The 18896-nt window shown below is 66.9% G+C and carries 19 protein-coding genes and 1 pseudogene; 8 read left to right on the top strand and 12 right to left on the bottom strand.

The window, feature by feature from the left end:
• Positions 1 to 150: pseudogene (locus BMZ69_RS26990) on the top strand (acetyl-CoA C-acyltransferase); the annotation flags it as partial.
• A gap of 47 nt (positions 151 to 197) precedes the next feature.
• Here BMZ69_RS26990 and BMZ69_RS26985 read toward each other — a convergent pair.
• Entirely contained in the window at positions 198 to 674 is a 477-nt protein-coding gene (locus tag BMZ69_RS26985; protein WP_092162765.1) for an Lrp/AsnC family transcriptional regulator, read from the bottom strand.
• A 184-nt stretch (positions 675 to 858) separates the two neighbouring features.
• Between BMZ69_RS26985 and BMZ69_RS26980 the strand changes: the two genes are divergently transcribed.
• On the top strand, positions 859 to 1380 hold the full coding sequence (locus BMZ69_RS26980; protein ID WP_175506995.1) for a cysteine dioxygenase: 522 nt from the start codon (positions 859 to 861) through the stop codon (positions 1378 to 1380).
• A 214-nt stretch (positions 1381 to 1594) separates the two neighbouring features.
• Here the strand turns inward: BMZ69_RS26980 and BMZ69_RS26975 are convergent, their stop codons facing one another.
• Together BMZ69_RS26975 and BMZ69_RS26970 are read right to left on the bottom strand one after the other, a co-directional pair.
• Complete coding sequence (locus BMZ69_RS26975; RefSeq protein WP_092162762.1) at positions 1595 to 2278, bottom strand: nitroreductase; 684 nt, start codon at positions 2276 to 2278, stop codon at positions 1595 to 1597.
• On the bottom strand, positions 2275 to 3990 hold the full coding sequence (locus tag BMZ69_RS26970) for a lysine--tRNA ligase (protein ID WP_092162760.1): 1716 nt from the start codon (positions 3988 to 3990) through the stop codon (positions 2275 to 2277). The genes BMZ69_RS26975 and BMZ69_RS26970 overlap by 4 nt, the downstream gene beginning before the upstream one ends.
• A 225-nt stretch (positions 3991 to 4215) precedes the next feature.
• On the opposite strand from BMZ69_RS26970, the gene BMZ69_RS26965 reads away from it, so the two are divergent.
• The 5 genes from BMZ69_RS26965 to BMZ69_RS26945 all read left to right on the top strand — a co-directional run bounded on the left by BMZ69_RS26965 (position 4216) and on the right by BMZ69_RS26945 (position 9053).
• Positions 4216 to 5271, top strand: coding sequence for an ABC transporter substrate-binding protein (locus BMZ69_RS26965; RefSeq protein ID WP_092162758.1), 1056 nt, complete (start codon positions 4216 to 4218; stop codon positions 5269 to 5271).
• Positions 5272 to 5370: 99 nt separating this feature from the next.
• Positions 5371 to 6171 (top strand): ABC transporter ATP-binding protein, encoded by an 801-nt coding sequence (locus BMZ69_RS26960; RefSeq protein ID WP_210188100.1) that lies wholly within the window; start codon positions 5371 to 5373, stop codon positions 6169 to 6171.
• A gap of 24 nt (positions 6172 to 6195) precedes the next feature.
• Positions 6196 to 6972, top strand: a complete 777-nt coding sequence (locus tag BMZ69_RS26955; RefSeq protein WP_092162754.1) for an ABC transporter permease — start codon at positions 6196 to 6198, stop codon at positions 6970 to 6972.
• Positions 6973 to 7060: 88 nt separating this feature from the next.
• Positions 7061 to 8458 carry an aminotransferase-like domain-containing protein gene (locus BMZ69_RS26950; RefSeq protein WP_092162752.1) on the top strand — a complete coding sequence of 466 codons (1398 nt, stop codon included), beginning with the start codon at positions 7061 to 7063 and terminating at the stop codon, positions 8456 to 8458.
• 151 nt (positions 8459 to 8609) lie between these two features.
• The gene (locus BMZ69_RS26945; RefSeq protein ID WP_092162750.1) at positions 8610 to 9053 is read left to right on the top strand and encodes a DUF983 domain-containing protein; all 444 of its coding nucleotides are present in this window, start codon (positions 8610 to 8612) and stop codon (positions 9051 to 9053) included.
• Here the strand turns inward: BMZ69_RS26945 and BMZ69_RS26940 are convergent.
• From BMZ69_RS26940 to uxaC, 9 genes are all read right to left on the bottom strand, one after another.
• On the bottom strand, positions 9008 to 9868 hold the full coding sequence (locus BMZ69_RS26940; protein WP_092162748.1) for a transporter substrate-binding domain-containing protein: 861 nt from the start codon (positions 9866 to 9868) through the stop codon (positions 9008 to 9010). The two genes, BMZ69_RS26945 and BMZ69_RS26940, sit on opposite strands and share 46 nt — an antisense overlap.
• Positions 9869 to 10058: 190 nt before the next feature.
• Positions 10059 to 11528 carry a mannitol dehydrogenase family protein gene (locus BMZ69_RS26935; RefSeq protein WP_210188099.1) on the bottom strand — a complete coding sequence of 490 codons (1470 nt, stop codon included), beginning with the start codon at positions 11526 to 11528 and terminating at the stop codon, positions 10059 to 10061.
• Positions 11525 to 12805, bottom strand: a complete 1281-nt coding sequence (locus BMZ69_RS26930) for a TRAP transporter large permease (protein WP_092162744.1) — start codon at positions 12803 to 12805, stop codon at positions 11525 to 11527. Before BMZ69_RS26930 ends, BMZ69_RS26935 begins: the two co-directional genes overlap by 4 nt.
• A gap of 2 nt (positions 12806 to 12807) precedes the next feature.
• Positions 12808 to 13341, bottom strand: coding sequence for a TRAP transporter small permease (locus BMZ69_RS26925; RefSeq protein ID WP_092162742.1), 534 nt, complete (start codon positions 13339 to 13341; stop codon positions 12808 to 12810).
• Positions 13342 to 13506: 165 nt separating this feature from the next.
• The gene (locus BMZ69_RS26920) at positions 13507 to 14490 is read right to left on the bottom strand and encodes a TRAP transporter substrate-binding protein (RefSeq protein WP_092162740.1); all 984 of its coding nucleotides are present in this window, start codon (positions 14488 to 14490) and stop codon (positions 13507 to 13509) included.
• Positions 14491 to 14586: 96 nt separating this feature from the next.
• Positions 14587 to 14928, bottom strand: coding sequence for a cupin domain-containing protein (locus BMZ69_RS26915; protein ID WP_092162738.1), 342 nt, complete (start codon positions 14926 to 14928; stop codon positions 14587 to 14589).
• A complete protein-coding gene (gene kduD, locus BMZ69_RS26910; RefSeq protein WP_210188101.1) occupies positions 14925 to 15692 on the bottom strand; it encodes a 2-dehydro-3-deoxy-D-gluconate 5-dehydrogenase KduD in 768 nt (255 codons plus the stop codon). The genes BMZ69_RS26915 and kduD overlap by 4 nt, the downstream gene beginning before the upstream one ends.
• Entirely contained in the window at positions 15689 to 16537 is an 849-nt protein-coding gene (gene kduI, locus BMZ69_RS26905) for a 5-dehydro-4-deoxy-D-glucuronate isomerase (RefSeq protein WP_244543560.1), read from the bottom strand. Before kduI ends, kduD begins: the two co-directional genes overlap by 4 nt.
• On the bottom strand, positions 16534 to 17937 hold the full coding sequence (gene uxaC / locus BMZ69_RS26900; RefSeq protein ID WP_092162734.1) for a glucuronate isomerase: 1404 nt from the start codon (positions 17935 to 17937) through the stop codon (positions 16534 to 16536). The genes kduI and uxaC overlap by 4 nt, the downstream gene beginning before the upstream one ends.
• A gap of 159 nt (positions 17938 to 18096) precedes the next feature.
• Between uxaC and BMZ69_RS26895 the strand changes: the two genes are divergently transcribed.
• Entirely contained in the window at positions 18097 to 18834 is a 738-nt protein-coding gene (locus BMZ69_RS26895; protein ID WP_092162732.1) for a GntR family transcriptional regulator, read from the top strand.
• The last annotated feature ends 62 nt before the right edge of the window (positions 18835 to 18896 follow it).

The raw sequence follows: 18896 nt of genomic DNA, 5'->3' as shown, positions 1-18896 counted from the left end.
GCGATCGGCCATCCCTTCGGCATGAGCGGGGCGCGGCTCGTCGGCCATGCCTTGCTGGAAGGCCGCCGACGCAAGGCGCGCTATGCCGTCGTCACCATGTGCGTCGCCGGCGGCATGGGCTGCGCCGGCCTCTTCGAAATCAATGGCTGAGCCTTCTCGTCATGGTCGGGACAAGGGCGAGCATGACGGTGAGGTGATCAGCCCTCGGCGGCGAAACCGAGCGGGATCGCCGTAGTCGACTTCAACTCCTCCATGGCGAACATGGAGGTGACGTCGCTGAGCTCGATGCGCGAGATCAGCTTCTTGTAGAGCGCATCATAGGCGGCGATGTCGCAGACATAGGCCTTGAGCAGATAGTCGATGTCGCCGCTCATCCGATAGAAGTCGACGATCTCTGGCAGGTCCTGGACGGCGGCGTGGAAGCGCTCCAGCCACTCCATCGAATGGCGCGCCGTCTTCACCGCGATGAAGACGGTGACGCCGGCCCGGAGCTTGTCGCGGTCGAGCAGCGCGACGCGTTGCTTGATGTAGCCTGCTGCTTCCAGCTTCTGGATGCGCCGCCAGCACGGCGTCGGCGACAGCCCGACCGCATCGGCGATCTCGGCCAGCGGCTTGCTGGCATCCTCCTGCAGCAGCGCGAGGATGCGCAGGTCGAAGGCGTCGAGCTTGACCACGTCTGCTTCTCTTCGGAACAGAATATCACTCGCCAAACGCGAGTAGAAATTCTTTTCTCATATTGCGATCAAAATTGGTATCAGTTTCTAAGATTGCGTTGTATCGCACCACGGATCGCAAACCGTTCCTCCCGCGCTCGCCCTATCATTCCCCCGTCATTCGATGCGACGGGAGATCAGGGACATGCAGGGCTTTCTCGGCGAGGAGCAGCGCGGCGCGGTGCTGAACGCCCTGCGCACCCATGAGGGCACCTGCTCGCGCGATTATCTCGCTGCGGCTCGCGCCGTCCTCAACGAACTCGTCGCGATCCCCGACCTGATCCAGGCCCTGCCGCTGCAGCGCAAGCAGGGCGGCTATGCCCGCAACCTGCTCGCCGGCAACGACGCCGTCAGCGTCTGGGCGATGGTCTGGGCCGAAGGCTCCACGACCTGCATCCATGACCATCACTGCTCGTGCTGTTTCGGCATGGTCGCCGGGACTCTGACGGAAACCTGGTATCGCGCCATCGACGCGAAGCGCGCCGTGGCGACGGAGGAGCAGGAGCGTCAGGCCGGCTATGTCGCCTGCATGCTGCCGACGGGGCCGAACATTCACCGCATGCAGAATCGCGGCATCGGTGATGCGATCTCGATCCACATCTACGGCTACGACCACCATCTGCACGATTCCTCGGTCGAGACCGAGTACACGGCGGTGGCTGGCTGAGGCGCGGCGCGGTCGGTCGTCATTCCGGACAGACCGCAGGCCTGAGTCCGGCGTCCACGAACACGACGCTGGTCCAGTTCGTCATGCTCGCCCTTGTGGCGAGCATCCACGTCTTGAACACAGCGTTGCGTGAAGGAAGACATGGATGGTCGGGACAAGCCCGACCATGACGGAACAGGCGGTGTTCGGGGGGGCAGGCTCTTCGCTACGCGCCCTAGTCCAGCCAGCTGGTGAAGCCCTCGACCGGCTCGCGCTCCGGCACGAGCCGGTTGGCCGGCGCATCGGGATCGGCCTTGCCGAGGGCGATGCCGCAGACCACGACCTCGCTCTGGGGAATGGCGAGTTCACGCCGCACGACCCCGTGGAAGCGGGCGAAGATCGCTTGCGGGCAAGAGTCGAGACCATGGCCCTGCGCTGCGATCAGCAAGGTCTGGACGAAGGCACCGAGATCGAGCCAGGAGCCGATCTCGAGATCGCGATCGACCGTCAGCATCAGCGCGACCGGCGCGCCGAAGAAGCGCAGGTTCGCCTCGGTCTGGCGGCGCATGCCGGCATGGTCGCCCTTGGCGACGCCAAGCAGGCCGTAGAGGTCCCAGCCGACCTTGCGGCGCCGCGAGAGATAGGGCTCGCGGAGGGTCGCAGGATAATAGCGATACTCCTCCTCGCGCGGGGAGGGATCGTCGAGCGCCGCAACCAGCGCCGTCTCCAGCTTCGCGCGGGTCCTGGGGCCGAGCACGCGCAGGCGCCAGGGCTGCATATTGGTGCCGCTGGGCGCCTGCGCCGCCAGTGCGATCAGGCGGCGCACCAGTGCGGGATCGACGGGATCGGGCAAGAAGGCGCGCACGGCACGACGGCTGGCAATGGCCTTCTCGACCGCCTCGGCCGCCGCTGCACTCATGCGCTGAGCGGCTGGCGCGCCGCCAGGAAGGCCTCATGCTCGCGGATCAGCCCGCCATCGAGCGCCTTGGCGATCAGCCTGCGGGTGTTGTCGAGGCCGTAGATCGCCGCGAAGGAACCGAAGCGCGGGCCCTGATCCTCGCCGAACATCACCTGGTAGATCGCCTTCCACCAGTCGCCGGAGACGCCCGGCCGCTCCGGCGTCGCATTCTTGGCGCTGAGGTTCTGGTAGCGCGGGATGGCGCGGGCGACGTCGAGGGCCGCATCCTGCACCGCTTCGGCGCTCGCACCTGCCGGCAGCGCGGCGAGTGCCGCGTCCAATGCGAGGAAGGCGGCGCGTTCGGTCTCGTCGGCCGGGCGGTAGTGCTTGGCCGGCTTCACGAAGTCTCTGAAGTAGGCGAGCGCGTAGCCGACGAGCGCATCGAGCCGCGGATGCGTCTGCGGCGAGATGCCGGGCGCATAGCGCTGCAGGAAGCCCCAGAGCACCGCCTTGTCCTCGGAGTTCGCGACGGAGACGAGGTTCATCAGCAGCGAGAACGAGATCTGGGTGCGCACTGCATTGTCGCCGGCGCCGGTGGCGACCAGCTCCGGCTGCGGCGGGGTGCCGGCGTGGATGTGCCAGACCGGATTGCCGAGGCGGTTCTTCCAGTCCTGCCGGTCATAACCGCCAAGGAACTGCAGGTAGTCGTCGACCGCGCGCGGGATCACGTCGAAATGCAGCTTCTTGGCCTCGCGCGGACGCGCATACATGAACAGCGCCAGCGACTCCGGCGGGCCATAGCTCAGCCAGTCCTCGATGGTGAGGCCGTTGCCCTTCGACTTCGAGATCTTCTGGCCCTGCTCGTCGAGGAAGAGCTCGTAGTTGAAGCCCTCCGGCGGCGTGCCGTCGATGGCGCGGGCGATCTGCGAGGAGACCTTGACCGAGTCAATCAGGTCCTTGCCCGCCATCTCGTAATCGACGCCGAGCGCGACCCAGCGCATCGCCCAGTCCGGCTTCCATTGCAGCTTGGCATGGCCGCCGGTCACCGGCGTGGTGAAGCGCTCGCCGCTCTGCGGGTCGGTCCAGGTGATGGTGCCGGCCTCGACATCGCGCGCCTCGATCGGCACCTGCATGACGACCCGCGTCTTCGGATGGATCGGCAGGAAGGGCGAATAGGTCGCGGCGCGCTCCTCGCGCAGGGTCGCCAGCATGATCGACATGATCTTGTCGAAGCGGGCCAGCATCCTGAGCAGGGTCGCGTCGAACTCGCCGGCGCGATAGGCGTCGGTCGAGGACTTGAACTCGTAGTCGAAGCCGAACTGGTCGAGGAAGGCGCAGAGCCTTGCATTGTTGTGCCGTCCGAACGAGTCATGCGTGCCGAACGGGTCCGGCACCTCGGTCAGCGGCTTGCCGAGATGCTGCGCCAGCAGCTCCTTGTTCGGGACATTGTCCGGCACCTTGCGCAGGCCGTCGAGATCGTCCGAGAAGGCGATCAGCCGGGTCGGGATCGCGCCATCGGTCAGCACCTGAAAGGCATGGCGCACCATCGAGGTGCGGGCGACCTCGCCGAAAGTGCCGATATGCGGCAGGCCGGACGGGCCGTAGCCGGTCTCGAACACCGCCTCCTGCTTGCCCGATTTCTGCAGCCGCGCCACGAGCTTCTTGGCTTCCTCGAACGGCCAGGCGGCCGAGACGCGGGCGGCTTCGATGAGCGCGGGGTCGAAAGCGGGCATTTTGGCTTCAGGTCTCGCAGGATAGGGCATGGAAGCGGGCGGTTTCGCAGATATGCGCGTGCGGCGCAACAACCGCGGCGCCATCTGCCGGCAAGATGGAAAACGCCTGCCTGAAAAAGCGGCAGACAACCCCGGTCGGTCGATTGACTCCGAACCGGGCCCCGCTAGCGTCGTCGTACAACATAAGCAGGGGTCGGCTCGATGGTTCGTAATGTGAAGTGGGGGATGTCCGGCTTGCAGCGGGCCGGCAAGGGTTTGGCGTGGGCGCTCAGCCGCCGCGTCGCGCTCGCCGGCGCGGCTGCTTTGGCGCTGGGGGCAATGTCCCCGGCGCAGGCGCAGACCGCGGTGAAGTTCACGCTCGACTGGGTGTTCCAGGGGCCGACCTCGCCCTTCCTGGTGGCGCTGGAGAAGGGCTACTACAAGGCCGAGGGCCTCGACGTGACCATGGATCCCGGCCAGGGCTCGGCCGGCGCGGTCCAGCGCGTCGCCACCGGCGCCTATGATATCGGCTTCGCCGATGTGAACTCGCTGATCGAGTACAACGCCAAGAACGCCGGCAAGGAGATCCTCTGCGTCTTCATGGCCTATGACTTCCCGCCCTTCGGCGTGCACACGCTGAAGAAGACCGGGATCGCCAAGCCGGCTGACCTCGCCGGCAAGAAGCTCGGCGCGCCGGTGTTCGACGCCTCCTTCAGGCTCTTTCCCGCCTTCGCCAAGAAGGTCGGCATCGACGCCAAGAGCGTCAACCACGTCAACCTGACGCCGCAGCTGCGCGAGCAGTCGATGGTGCAGGGCACCGTCGACTTCATCAGCGGCCACTATTTCTCGTCGGTGCTCGACCTGAAGGCGCGCGGTGTGAAGCAGGAGGACATCGTCTCCTTCAACTACTCCGACTACAAGATGGACGTTTACGGCAACGGCATCATCGTCTCGCCGGCCTTCGCCGAGAAGCCTGAGTTGGTGAAGGGCTTCCTGCGCGCCACTGCCAAGGCCTGGAAGGAGGTCGCCGCCAACCCGGTCGTCGGCCTCGCCGCGGTGAAGAAGCGCGATCCGCTGATCGACGAGAAGCTGGAGGCCGAACGCCTCGACCTGTCGCTGAAGATGAATGTGCTGACGCCCTATGTGAAGGAAAACGGCATGGGCGATGTCGACCCGGCCCGCTTCGCCCGCTCGGTCACCGATGTCGCCGACGCCTTCGGCCTGCCCGCTGCGCCGGCGCCTGACAAGGTGTTCTCGAACAAGTACCTGCCGCCCAAGGCGGAGCGCATGGTCGCGCCGTGAGGCGTTGATCTCAGCCGTCATGGTCGGGCTTGACCCGGCCATCTCCTGGAGTTTCCTCGTCCTGAGATTCTCGGGACAAGCCCGAGAATGACGCCCTCCATGCCGGCTTCCACCGACACGCCTCTCGTCGAACTGCGCAAGGTCAGCCTCGCCTATGGCAGCGGGCCCTCGCGCATGCTGGCGCTGGAGGATGCGACGCTCGACATCGCCAAGGGCGAGTTCATTGCCGTGGTCGGCCCCTCCGGCTGCGGAAAGTCTACCCTGATGAAGCTGGTCACCGGGCTGCTGCCGCCGAGCGGCGGCGAGGTCCGGGTCCACGGCCAGCCGGTCAAGGGCCCGATCCGCGGCGTCGGCATGGCTTTCCAGGCGCCGACGCTGATGCCCTGGCGCACGACGCGCGACAACATCCTCCTGCCGCTCGAAGTGGTGGAGCCGCACAAGCGCCGCTTCCGGGCGAACAAGGCCGAATACATCGAGCGGGTCGAGAAACTGCTTGCCTCGGTCGGCCTCGGCGGCTTCGGCGACAAGTTTCCCTGGCAGCTCTCCGGCGGCATGCAGCAGCGCTCCAGCCTGTGCCGGGCGCTGGTGCACGAGCCCGAGATCCTGATGCTCGACGAGCCCTTCGGCGCGCTCGACGCCTTCACCCGCGAGGAGCTCTGGGGCGTGATGCAGGCGCTCTGGCTGGAGCGCCGCTTCACCGCCGTGCTGGTGACGCACGACCTGCGCGAGGCGGTCTATCTCGCCGACACCGTCTATGTGATGAGCCGCCGGCCCGGACGGATCGTCAAGATCAGCAAGATCGAGCTGCCGCGCCCGCGCACGCTGGAGACGACCTTCACCGCCGAGTTCGTCGACATCGTCCACGATCTGCGCGAGCGCATCCATATGGAGCATGCGTGATGCGGCCCCGGCAGGACCACGACAATGAGTGATCGTCAGCGCGCTCTGCTGCTCGTCGCCATGCCCTGGCTCGCCATGGCAGGCCTGCTGCTGCTCTGGGAGATCGCCTGCATCGTCTTCGACGTGCCGGAGATCCTGGCGCCGCGGCCGACACGGATCTTCGAGGTGATGGTCCAGCGCTGGGACATCCTCTTGCGATACTGCCTGGAGACCTTGTGGACGACCGCGGTCGGCTTCGTGCTGGCGATCGGCTTCGGCGTGCTGCTCGGCCTTGCCGTCGGCGCCTCGCCCTTCGTCTATTCCGGGCTCTACCCGCTGCTGATCGCCTTCAACGCGGTGCCTAAGGTTGCGATCGTGCCGATCCTGATGATCTGGCTCGGCGTTGGCGCCTTGCCGGCGATCATCACCGCCTTCGTCATTTCCTTCTTCCCGATCGTGGTGAATGTCGCGACCGGCCTCGCCACGATCGAGCCTGAGATGCGCGACGTGATGCGTTCGCTCGGCGCCAGCCAGTGGGAGATCCTGACCAAGGTCGGCGTGCCCCGCGCCATGCCCTATCTCTTCGCCAGCCTGAAGGTCGCGGTGACGCTGGCCTTCATTGGCTCGGTGATCTCCGAGACGGTCGGCGGCAATCGCGGCATCGGCTTCCTGATGCTCTCGGCCGGCGCGCGCAACGACTCGGCCACGACCTTCGCCGGCCTCTTCGCCATCGCGATCATGGGCGTGCTGATGTACGCAGCCTGTGCCTTGGTGGAGAGGCGCATGACGCGCTGGGCCTTTCGCGGCGAAATCGTGAGCTGACGGGACGTTCGGCCGCTAGTGACAGAGCGGCCTTGCAACAATATACAGTCAATCCAATCAGTGCTTCGCCTCACGACGGATCGCATCGATGGATTGGCTCCCGGACCTGACCCAGAGCGACAAGCCGCGCTATCTCGCCATCGCCGACCGCATTGCCGCGGATATCGCGGCAGGCGCTCTGGCTGCCGGTGACAGGCTGCCGCCGCAGCGCCGGCTGGCCGAGGCGCTCGCCGTCGACTTCACCACGGTGGCGCGCGGCTATGTCGAGGCCCAGCGGCGCGGACTGGTCGAGTCGCGTGTCGGGCAGGGCACCTTCGTCAAGGCGGTGCCGACGAAAGCCGTAGCGCCGGACAGAGGCTCGATACCGCGCGCGTCCGCGCCGGAGCTTGTCGACCTCTCGATGACCTTGCCGCCGGAGCCCGATGATCCGGCGCTGATCACCCGATTGCGACACGGCCTGGCGGAGGTCGGCGAACGACTGGTCAGCCTCTTGCGCTATCAGCCGCTCGGTGGCTCGCCCGCCGACAAGGCTGCTGCTGGGCTCTGGCTCGGGCGGCGCGGGCTTGCTCCCGCCCCTGAACAGCTCTTCGTCGTGCCGGGCGCGAATGCGGCGCTGCTGGCGATCCTGAGCGGTCTCGCCAGGCCGGGCGATGCGGTGCTGTGCGAGGCGCTGACCTATCCCGGCATCCGCTCGATCTGCGCGCAGCTCGGCCTATCCCTGACCGGCCTTGCCATGGACGGCGACGGGCTCGACCCCGACGCCTTTGCCGAGGCTTGCGGCCGCCTGAAGCCGAAGGCGCTCTATCTCAATCCGGTCCTGCAGAACCCGACGACGATCACCATGCCGGAGCGGCGGCGCGAAGAGATCGTGGGCATCGCCCGCCGCCATGGCGTCGCGATCATCGAGGACGATGCCTATGGCTTCGTGCCGCCTGATTCGCCCACTCCCTTCGCAGCGCTCGCGCCGGAGCTGAGCTGGCACATTGCCGGCCTGTCGAAATGCTTTGGGGCCGGCTTGCGGCTCGCCTATGTCGTGGTGCCGGATCTCCGTTCCGGCTGGCCCTTCGCGGCCGCCCTGCGCGCCAGTAGCATCATGGCCTCGCCGCTGACTGCAGCGCTCGCGACGCACTGGATCGAGGATGGCAGTGCTGATGCGCTGCTCGCCTTCATCAGGTCGGAGACGGCGGCGCGGCAGCGTCTCGCGGCCGAGATCCTGCCGGCGGGCCTGTGCCGCACCGATCCGCTCAGCTTCAATCTCTGGCTGGAGCTGCCGCCGCCCTGGACCCGTGCCGCCTTCGTCGGCCAGATGCAGGCGATCGGGATCGGCATCGTCGCCAGCGATGCCTTCGCGGCGAAAGGACCGGCGCCGGAGGCCGCTCGCATCTGCCTGGGCGGGCCGATCGGCCGCAAGGCCCTCGGCGACGTGCTCGCCTTCATGGCACACGCGCTGAAGCAGGCTCCGGAAGCGAGTGTTCGCGCGCTGTAACTGGTTCGCCTGCAACGGATCTGTGCCCGACGCCTTGCCTGCGACAGTGTTGCAGCTCTGCCAATATTGATTGCAATCAATTGTCGCATTATGTAGCCATCAATCTCCGGTGAATGCAGTCAATCATGGCGCGTCACCGCAGGAGGACGACATGGCACATCAACATTGGCCGGCGCTGTCTCCGCTCAAGACCGGCCTGCGCGGCCGCTGCCCGCGTTGTGGCGAAGGCCAGCTCTTCGACGGTTTCCTGACATTGAAGCCGCGCTGCGAGGCCTGCGGGCTCGACTATTCCTTCGCCGACCCGGCGGACGGACCGGCCTTCTTCGTGATGATGTTCGTCTGCGTCCCGGCGGTCGCCTTCCCACTTTGGCTGGAGCTGAGCTACAGCCCGCCGACCTGGGTGCATCTGGTCACGACCCTGCCGCTGATCCTGCTGACCTGCATCCCGCCCTTGCGGCCGCTGAAGGGCTGGCTCGTCGCCTCGCAGTTCTTCTACAAGGCCGAGGAGGGGCGGCTGGCCAAGCCGAGCCAGCCAGTCAAGGACGACAGTCAGAACGGGCTGACCGGGAAGAACCGGATGAACAGCCTGGCATAGGTGCCATCGTCCCAGAGGCCCTGCAGCGCGTAGTCGATCGCCCGCTTCAAGGCGAGATCGTCCTTGCGCAATAGGAAGCCGACGCCCTCGCCGAAATAGCGCGCTTCGAGATAGGGGCCGCCGGCGAAGGCGAATTCGCTGCCGCCGCGCCCGGCGATGCTCAGCGCCAGCGCGACCCCGTCGCCAAAGACATATTCGGCGTCGCCGCTGCGCAGCAGAGCCAGCGCCGCCTGCAGGTCTGGCGCGGCCCGGCGCTGGATGAACGGCGCGAGGCGTTCGAGGAAGGCCTCGTGCGCCGTGCCCGCGATCACGGCGACGCGCGTGCCGCGCAGGCCGACCAGTTCGAGATCGGAGCGGGCATTGCCGCGTGTCGTCAGCAGCCGGGCTGGCGAGCGATGGTAGATCTGGCTGGCGGTGAAGCGTGAGCGCAGCTCGCTCGTGACCGGGATGGCGGCGGCGAGCACGTCGCCGCGGCCCTCGGCGAGGGAATCCAGCAAGGTGTCGAAGCGCCGCGCCTGGATGGTGCAGCTCAGAGCGAGCTTCTCGCAGATCGCGCGGGCGAGCTCGACCGAAAAGCCGGTGACGCCGCCTTCCGGCGTGGCGAAATGCATTGGCGGGAAATCATCGTCGGTCAGGAAGCGGATCACCCGCGGCGGGCCGAGATCGGGCCGCTCGACCCGGACGTTCGGATCCCAGTAGTTCGGCACGACGTAAGGTGAGGCCGGCTGCGCCTGGGCCTTCGCAGCGCCTGAGGGCAGGAGAAGCAGCGCGGCGAAGGCGCTCGTGGCCAGGGCGTTGGCGAAGCGGGCGAACATCGCCTGTATCTGGCGTCAGGGTGGGGTAGGGATCAAGGGGGTAAGCCCCAAACGCGGGTCGTCCCGGGCGACCGAAGGGAGACCCGGGACCCATGCCTGAACCTCAATCGGATAGGCTCAGGCATAGGTCCCGGATCAGCGCGGCTTTGCCGCTTGTCCGGGACGACTTCGCAGGAGGAGGAGGCGGTTATTACCCCAGCGCCGCCGCCGTCGCTTTCGCGCCTTTCTGGAACAGGCCGTCGAGATGCTCCGCCACAGCCTGCCTGAAGCGCTGCTCGCGCGGCAGATCGTCGCCGAAGATCGCGCCGATGCCGAACAGCGCAGTGCTCAGCGCCACCGCGTCGCGGCCTAGCGCCTTGGCGCGCAACGCGAATTCACCGGCGAGCGGATCGCGCACGTCGATCTCGGCGCCCTTCTCGTCGGTGCCGGTGACATAGGACATCCAGGCGGCGACACCGAGCGCAAGATGATCGATCGGTGCGCCGGCCTTGAGTCGCTCGCGAATGGTGCCGAGCAGGCGCTGCGGCAGCTTCTGCGAGCCGTCCATGGCGATCTGCCAGGTGCGGTGCCTGATAGCCGGGTTCTGGAAGCGGGCAAGCAGGTCGCCGGCATAGGTGTTGAGGTCGACGCCCTGCGGCGCCGGCACGGTCGGGATGATCTCGTCCCAGAGACCCTGCAGGAAGCGGGCGAAGACCGGATCGCCGCTCGCAGCCGCGACCGTCTCATGGCCGGCAAGATAGCCGAGATAGGCGAGGCTCGAATGCGCGCCGTTGAGCATGCGCAGCTTCATGAACTCGAAGGGCGCGACCTCGGAGACCATCTGCGCGCCGACGACATCCCAGCGCGGCCGGCCGGCGGCGAAGACATCCTCGACCGCCCATTGCCGGAAGGGCTCGCCGATCACCGGGGCGGCATCGTCGAGGCCGAGCAGGCGCGCCACCTCGGCGATATCGGCCTCGGTCGTCGCCGGCACGATCCGGTCGACCATGGTCGAGGGGAAGGCGCCGTTTGCCTCGATCCAGGAGGCGAGGGTGTCGTCGCGCAGCGCGGCGAAATCGCGGACGAGGCCGGCCAGGACATGGCCGTTCGAGGGGAGGTTGTCGCAGCAGAGCGCGGTGAAGGGGCCAAGGCCCGCGACCTTGCGGGCGGCGAGGCCGGCGACGATCAGTCCGATGGCCGAGCGCGGCGCAGCGGGATTGGCGAGGTCGTGGACGATGTCGGGGTGGTCGCCCCGGAGCTTGCCGGTCGCCGGATCGTGGCAATAGCCCTTCTCGGTGACGGTGAGTGAGACGATCTTCGTTTCTGGCGCGGCGAGCCTGGCGACCAGTGCCTGCGGGCTCTCGGGCGCGACGAGGACATCGAGCACCGAACCGATGACGCGCAGCTCCGGGCCGGCGGGCGCACGCTTCAGGAAGGTGTAGAGCCCGTCTTGCGGCTTCAGCCGGTCGCGCTGGTCGGGCCGCTGCAGGCTGGCGCCGGTGATGCCCCAGTCGCCGAATTCCTGCTCCAGCGCATCGTCGGTGAACTCGCAGAGATGGGCGCGAGTGAAGGCGCCGAGGCCGAGATGGACAATGCCGGGCTGGAGCTTGCTGCGGTCGTAGCCCGGCCGCCTGACGGCGGCCGGAAGCGAGGCAAGGGTGGCAGAGGACAGACGGGTCAATGGAACAGCCTCGGCAGCCAGAGGGAGATGCCGGGGACATAGGTCACGAGCAGGAGCACGGCAACCGAGGCACCGTAGAACGGCCAGATCGTGCGCATGGATTCGCCGATCGAGATGCGCCCGATCGCGCAGGCGACGAACTGGACCGAGCCGACCGGCGGGGTGTTGAGGCCGATGCCGGCATTGAGGATCAGGATCACGCCGAAATGGATCGGGTCGACGCCGAAGGCCTTGACCACCGGCAGGAAGATCGGCGTGCAGATGATGATCATCGGCGCCATGTCCATGAAGGTGCCGAGGACCAGCAGGATGACGTTGATCATCAGCAGGATGACGAGCGGATTGTCGGACACCGCCTTCATCGCCGCGATCGTCGCCTGCGGCACCTGCAGGAAGGCCATCAGCCAGCCGAAGGAGCCGGCGGCGCCGATCACCAGCAGCACCATCGCGGTGGTGCGGACCGCGCCGAGCGTCGCCTCGACGAAGGCCGTCCAGGTCAGCTGGCGATAGACCAGGATGGTGACGAGGATGGCGTAGACCACGGCGACGCAGGAGGATTCCGTCGCGGTGAAGACGCCGGAGCGGACGCCGCCGAAGATGATGCCGATCAAGAGGATGCCGGGCAGCGCCAGCACGACATAGCGGCCGACAGCGGCGAAGCCCGGAAAGGCCTCGCGCGGATAGCCGCGCTTCACCGCGACCGCCCAGGCGGCGACCATCAGCGCGGCGCAGAGCAGCAGGCCCGGCACGACGCCGGCGGTGAAGAGATCGGCGATTGAGAGATTGCCGCCCGCCGAGAGCGAATAGATGATCATGTTGTGCGAGGGCGGGATCAGCAGCGCGATGATCGCTGCGTTGGCGGTGACGTTGACGGCGTAGTCGGCGTCGTAGCCGCGCTTCTTCATCTGCGGGATCATCAGCCCGCCGACCGCGGACGCATCCGCCACGGCCGAGCCGGAGATGCCGCCGAAGAGCGTGCAGGTGACGACGTTGACCTGGCCGAGCCCGCCGCGCAGATGGCCGACCAGGCTCGCCGCCATCTGGATCAGGCGCTCGGCGATGCCGCCGCGGATCATCAAATCGCCGGCATAGATGAAGAACGGGATCGCCATCATGGCGAAGGCGTTCATGCCGGAGTTCATCTGCTGGAAGACGACGACCGGCGGAAGGCCCATATAGATCACGGTCGCGACCGAGGCGATGCCGAGGCAGAAGGCGACGGGCACGCCGATCAGCAGAAGCAGCGAGAAGGTGCCGAAGAGAACCCAGAGTTCCACGATCAGACCTCCTGCTCGGAGCCGAAATGGCCGAAGCCGAGCGGGGCCTGCTTCTCGCCGGTGACGAAGAGCAGCATCTTCTCGAGCGCGAACAGGGCGATCAGCGCACCGCCTGCGGCGATCGGGACATAGTCCCAGCCGCGCGAGATGCCGATGATCGGCATGCGGTCGCTCCAGGTCCCGGCGGCGAGCTGGCTGCCATAGACCAGCATGGCGAGGCCGAAGGCGCAGACCAGGCCTTCTCCGATCAGGATCAGCGCGGCACGCACCGGCGGCGGCGACATGGCGAGGCCGACCTCGAAGCCGAGATGGTCGCTCTCGCGCACGCCGACGGCGGCGCCGAGCAGGATGAACCAGGACATCAGGAAGAGCGAGCCGGCCTCGACCCAAGTCGGCGTGTCGTTGAGGACATAGCGGCCGAACACCCCCCAGGCGACCATCACCGTCATCAGCACGAGGCCGGCGCCGGCGGTGAACAGGGCGTAGAGGCTGAGCTTGGCGCCGAGGCGCGTCAGAAGCGCGGTGAAGGCGTGCATGGGATGTCCAGGGATGACGAGGGCGAAGGCCGGCCTTTCGTCATTGCGAGCGAAGCGAAGCAATCCAGGGGAGCGTAGAGCACTGCCGCCCCTGGATCGCTTCGTCGCTATGCTCCTCGCAATGACGCGCAAGAGCTGCGCCGGCCGAGGGGCCGGCGCAGGAAATCACTTCACCGCCTGGATGGCGGCGACCATTTCCTTCAGCTGGGGATCGGTGACGAACTTGTCGTAGACCGGCTTCATCGCGTCGATGAAGGGCTGCTTTTCCACCGCGTTGATCTGGGCGCCGCCAGCCTTGACCTTGGCTTCCGAGGCCTTCTCGCGGGCGTCCCAGAGCTCGCGCATCTTGGCGACCGATTCCTTCGCGGCGGCCTTGATCAGCGCCTGGTCGGCAGCGTTGAACTTCTCGAAGCTCTTCTTCGACATCACCAGCACCTCCGGCGAGAGCGAGTGCTCGGTCTGCGAATAGAATTTCGAGACCTCGAAATGCCGGGTCGATTCATAGGATGGCCAGTTGTTCTCGGCGCCGTCGATGACGCCGGTCTGCAGAGCCGAATAGACCTCGCCAAACGGCATCGGCGTGGCGTTGGCACCGAGCGCCGAGACCAGCGCGACGAACATGTCGGATTGCTGCACGCGGATCTTCATGCCCTTCATGTCGGCGGGCGTGTTGATGGCGCGCTTGGAATTGTAGAACGAGCGCGAGCCGGAATCGTAGAAGGCGAGGCCGATCAGGTCGTGCTTCTCGAAATCCTTGAGCAGGTTGTCGCCGATCGGCCCGTCCATGACCTTCCGCATATGGTCGACCGAGCGGAAGATGAAGGGCAGCGAGGGCACGTTCGTCGCCGGGATCAGGTTGTTGAACGGCGCCATGTTGATGCGGTTCATGTCGATGACGCCGAAGCGCGTCTGGTCGATCGTGTCCTTCTCCTGGCCGAGCTGGGCCGAGTGGAAGACGTTGATCTTGATCCGCCCCTTGGAGCGCTCCTCGAGCAGCTTGCCCATGTGGCGCACGGCCTCGACCGTCGGATAGTCGGTCGGGTGGATGTCGGTCGAGCGCAGGGTGACGTTCTGCGCCTGAGCCGAGGTCGCGAGCAGCGCGGCGAAGGCGACGCCGGCGAGCGCGGAGAAACTGCGTCGATTGAACATGGTGTTGTCCTCTCCCCAAAAATGATCGCCGGCTTATTCCGGTCGTTCTTGTCCCCAGGCGGGAGCGGCGCCGGCACGGCCGGGCGCAGCGGTCTTTCACAAAAATTCCGTCCGCATCGGTGTGAAGGAATCGATCAATTGCCCGGCCTCGATGTTGACGACGCCGTGGACGAGGTTCTCGGGCACGAAGAAGGTGTCGCCGGCGACAAGCCGGCTGGTCTGGCCGTCGATGGTGACGTCGAAGACGCCGCTCTCGACATAGGATGCCTGGCGGTGCGGATGCTGATGCGCCTTGCCGATCGCCCCCTGCTCGAAGGCGACGCGCACCACCATCAGATCCGGCCCGTAGGCCATGATCTTGCGCTTCACGCCGGGCTCAGTCGGCTCCCAGGCGATGTCAGCGTCGTGCTGGAAGAAGGAATTGAGACGGTTCGTCATCGCGCCAGCCAGCCTCCGTCGACGGGAAGGATCGCGCCATGGATGTAGGCGGCGGCATCGCTCGCCAGGAACACCGCCGCGCCGCCGATATCGGACGGTCTGCCCCAGCGCCCGGCCGGGATGCGGGCGAGGATCGCGGCGTTGCGGTCGGGATCGGCGCGCAGGGCCTCCGTGTTGTTGCTCTCGACATAGCCGGGGGCGATCGCGTTGACGTTGATGCCCTGGGCCGCCCATTCGCAGGCGAGCAGCCGGGTCAGCCCGGCGAGCCCGCTCTTGCTCGCCGTATAGGAGGCGACGCGGATGCCGCCCTGGAAGGACAGCAGCGAGGCGATGTTGACGATCCGCCCGGTGCGTCCGGCGGAGAGCGCGGCCTTGGCGAAGGCCTGGGCCAGGAAGAAATTGGCCTTGAGGTTGAGGTTCATCACCTCGTCCCAATCCTCTTCTCCGAACTCCAGGGCATCGGCCCGGCGGATGATGCCGGCATTGTTGACGAGGATGTCGAGCGGGCCGGCCAGTTCCGCGGCCTGCTCGATCACCCGCGTGGCGATCCCGTTCTGCTGGAGATCGGCGTGGAGCGGAAAGCAGGTGCCGCCCGCTTCAGTGATCAGCTTCTCGGTGTCAGCCATGCTCGAGCGCCCGGCTGCGACGACCCTGGCGCCGGCCTCGGCGAGCGCCACCGCAATGCCCTGGCCGATGCCGGTATTGGCGCCAGTCACCAGCGCCGTGCGGCCGTCCAGCGAGAAGGGCGAAGCCGTCGCCATCAGCGCAGCGTCTCCACCGGGGCGGCATCCATGTCGGTGAACTCGACATTGTCGCCGGCCATGGCCCAGACGAAGGAATAGTTCGAGGTGCCGCAGCCGCAATGGATCGACCAGTTCGGCGAGATCACGGCCTGCTCGTTGGCGACAAGCAGATGCCGGGTCTGCTGCGGCTCGCCCATGAAATGGAAGACGCGGTGGGCCGGGTCGAGGTTGAAGTAGAGATAGGCCTCCATCCGCCGGGTGTGGGTGTGGCAGGGCATGGAGTTCCAGACCGAGCCCGGCTCCAGCGCCGTCATGCCCATGACGAGCTGGTTGGTACCGGTGCTGTTCGGCATGATGTATTGCCGGATGGTGCGCTTGTTGGAGGTCTCGGCCGAGCCGAGATGGATGGTGTTGGCGTCGTCCTTGCGGATGAGCTGGTGCTTGGCTTCGCGATGCGCCGGGGCGCTGGTCAAATAGAACTTGGCCGGGTCGGCCGGATCGGCGCTGGCGAAGGAAACCTCTTTCGCGCCAAGCCCGACATAGAGCGCGTCGAGCGAGGGCAGCTCGAAGCGCTCGCCGTCGATGGTGACCGAGCCGGCGCCGCCGAGATTGATCACGCCGAGCTCGCGCCGCGCCAGAAAGAAGGGCGTGCCGGTCGGCGGGAACGGATCGAGCGTGAGCGGCTTGGCCGCCGGCATCGCGCCGCCGACGATCATGCGGTCGTAATGGCTGTAGGTCAGCGCGACCTCGCCGGGCACGAAGATGCGCTCGATCAGGAAGTCCTGGCGCAGCGTCTCGGTGTCATAGCTGCGCACATCGCGCGGGTGGGCGGCCTGGCGTTCGTCGATGGTCTTGGCGCTGGTCACAGCCGGTAGGCCTCCTTGGCCAGGCGATAGGCGAGATCGTGGGCGACTTCGGCGGCCTCGTCCTCGTCGAGACGGTGCTCGGCGACGAGTTTGGCGAGGTAGTGACAGTCCATCCGGCGGGCGACGTCGTGGCGCGCCGGGATCGAGAGATAGGCGCGCGTGTCGTCGTTGAAGCCGACGGTATTGTAGAAGCCGGCGGTCTCGGTGGTGAGTTCGCGGAAGCGCAGCATCGCCTCGGGCGCATCGAGGAACCACCAACCCGGCCCGAGCTTCAGCGCCGGGTAATGGCCGGCGAGCGGGGCGAGCTCGCGCGAATAGCTGGTCTCGTCGAGGGTGAAGGCAATGACCGTAAGGCCGGGCTCGTTGCCGACCGCGTCGAGCAGCGGCTTCAGCGCCGAGACATAGTCCATGCCGCGCGGGATGTCGGAGCCCATGTCGCGGCCGAACTGCTCGAACAGATATGGGTTGTGGTTGCGGTAGGAGCCGGGGTGGATTTGCAGGACGAGCCCGTCATCGAGGCTCATCTTCGCCATCTCGGTCAGCATCTGGCCGCGGAAGAGATCGGCATCCTCTGCGGAGAACTTGCCCTTCAGGATCTTGGCGAAGAGCTTTTCGCATTCGGCCGGGGTCAGGTTGGCGGTGCGGGCCGTGGCATGGCCGTGATCGGAGGAGGTCGCGCCGCGCTCGATGAAATAGCCGCGGCGCTTGCGATGAGCTTCGAGGTAGCCGTTCCAGCTCCCGACATCCTCGCCGGTGAGCTCGCCGAATTGATCGAGATTGTCCCTGAAGCCCTCGAACTCGGGATCGACGACGCTGTCGGGACGATAGGCCGTGACGACCTTGCCGCCCCAGCCGGACTCCCTGATCATGTCATGCCACTTCAGCGGGTCGAGCGCGCCCTCGGTGGTGGCGATCGCCTCGATCCTGAAGCGTTCGAACAGCGCGCGCGGGCGCATCGCGTCCTGCTCCAGCTGCTCGGCGATGCGGTCATAGATGCGGTCGGCGCTCTCGGCCGAGAGGCGCTCGGTGATGCCGAAGATCGAGAAGGCGGCGTGCTCGAACCAGAGCCGCGTCGGCGTGCCGCGGAACAGGTGCCAGTTGCTGGCGAAAAGCCGCCAGATCTGGCGCGGATCGGCCTCGACCTCGCCACCATCCTTGCGGGCGATGCCGAGCTGCTCGAGCCTGATCCCCTGCGAATAGAGCATGCGGAAGATGTAGTGGTCAGGCTTGACGAACAGCGTCGCCGGATCGGGAAACGGCTTGTCCTCGGCGAACCAGCGCGGATCGGTGTGGCCGTGCGGCGAGATGATCGGCAGGTCGCGGACGCCGGCATAGAGGCGGCGCGCAATGCCGCGCGTCACCGGTTCGGCAGGCAAAAGACGATCGTCGTGCAGCAGCATCGCTGGCGTTTCCTCTATCGGGCCGGACCATAGGCCCGGCGCTGGTGATGTCAATATACTAATATACTAGTATGCGCAGCTTGGCCGTGGTACGCCCTGATTGGCCGCGGAGCGCGCATCGTGGTCCAATAAGGAGGCGATCATGGCCGGGATAGGACGATGTCGGAGGCGCTAGGGATAGGCGAGACCGGGGGCTCGCGTCGCGAGCGCAAGCCGCAGCGCCTCGCCGGAGCGTCGGCAGGCCGCGCCACGGCCGCATCCGTCGTGCAGGACGACCTGCGCCGCGAGATTCTCGACATGGTGCTGCGGCCGGGCGTGCCGCTCTCCGAGAAGGATCTCACCGCCCGTTTCGGTATGAGCCGTACGCCGGTGCGCGAGGCGCTGATTCGGCTGAAGGAAGAGGGGCTCGTCGAGATCTTCCCGCAGGCCGGCACCTTCGTCGCCCGTATCCCGACCGGCGCGATCCCCGAGGCGGTGTTCATCCGCCAGGCGCTGGAATGCGCCACGGTCGAGGTGCTGGCGCGGACGGCCACCGCTGACGACATCGCCCGGCTCGATGCGACGATCGCCGTGCTGCACGAGTCGCATGAGGCGAACGACCAGGAGCGTTTCCACCTCGCCGACGAGGAGTTCCACGAGGTGCTCGCCGACATCGCCGGCTATCCCGGCGTCTGGAAACTCGCCCAGGCGGCCAAGAGCCAGATCGACCGCTGCCGGCGGATGACATTGCCGGTGCCGGGGCGGATGGCGATGGTGATCCGCGAGCACCTCGCCATCGTCGACGAGATCAGGCGGCACGATGCCTCCGCTGCGGTCGTCGCGATGCGCCAGCATCTCGGCACGCTGCTGCCCGATCTGGTGCATCTCAAGGCGAGCTATCCGGATTATTTCGTCTGACCGGGTTGCGCGCCGGCGCTCTTGCCTCCCGCTTCGTTCCCGCGCCATCTTGCGCCGCAACG

Origin of the sequence: Allobosea sp. CRIB-10 (assembly GCF_900112185.1) — a bacterium.
In the GTDB taxonomy this organism is placed as follows: Bacteria; Pseudomonadota; Alphaproteobacteria; order Rhizobiales; family Beijerinckiaceae; genus Allobosea.
The sequence above is the reverse complement of the archived record's forward strand: the minus strand, read 5'-3'. Positions and strand labels throughout refer to the sequence as shown.

Coding starts and splice junctions, on each gene's coding strand:
- BMZ69_RS26975 (WP_092162762.1), bottom strand. CDS start 2,278: ATGAGTGCAGCGGCGGCCGAGGCGGTCGAGAAGGCCATTGCCAGCCGT.
- BMZ69_RS26950 (WP_092162752.1), top strand. CDS start 7,061: ATGGATTGGCTCCCGGACCTGACCCAGAGCGACAAGCCGCGCTATCTC.
- BMZ69_RS26970 (WP_092162760.1), bottom strand. CDS start 3,990: ATGCCCGCTTTCGACCCCGCGCTCATCGAAGCCGCCCGCGTCTCGGCC.
- BMZ69_RS26895 (WP_092162732.1), top strand. CDS start 18,097: ATGTCGGAGGCGCTAGGGATAGGCGAGACCGGGGGCTCGCGTCGCGAG.
- BMZ69_RS26925 (WP_092162742.1), bottom strand. CDS start 13,341: ATGCACGCCTTCACCGCGCTTCTGACGCGCCTCGGCGCCAAGCTCAGC.
- BMZ69_RS26955 (WP_092162754.1), top strand. CDS start 6,196: ATGAGTGATCGTCAGCGCGCTCTGCTGCTCGTCGCCATGCCCTGGCTC.
- BMZ69_RS26920 (WP_092162740.1), bottom strand. CDS start 14,490: ATGTTCAATCGACGCAGTTTCTCCGCGCTCGCCGGCGTCGCCTTCGCC.
- BMZ69_RS26945 (WP_092162750.1), top strand. CDS start 8,610: ATGGCACATCAACATTGGCCGGCGCTGTCTCCGCTCAAGACCGGCCTG.
- BMZ69_RS26965 (WP_092162758.1), top strand. CDS start 4,216: ATGTCCGGCTTGCAGCGGGCCGGCAAGGGTTTGGCGTGGGCGCTCAGC.
- BMZ69_RS26915 (WP_092162738.1), bottom strand. CDS start 14,928: ATGACGAACCGTCTCAATTCCTTCTTCCAGCACGACGCTGACATCGCC.
- uxaC (WP_092162734.1), bottom strand. CDS start 17,937: ATGCTGCTGCACGACGATCGTCTTTTGCCTGCCGAACCGGTGACGCGC.
- BMZ69_RS26960 (WP_210188100.1), top strand. CDS start 5,371: ATGCCGGCTTCCACCGACACGCCTCTCGTCGAACTGCGCAAGGTCAGC.
- BMZ69_RS26980 (WP_175506995.1), top strand. CDS start 859: ATGCAGGGCTTTCTCGGCGAGGAGCAGCGCGGCGCGGTGCTGAACGCC.
- BMZ69_RS26940 (WP_092162748.1), bottom strand. CDS start 9,868: ATGTTCGCCCGCTTCGCCAACGCCCTGGCCACGAGCGCCTTCGCCGCG.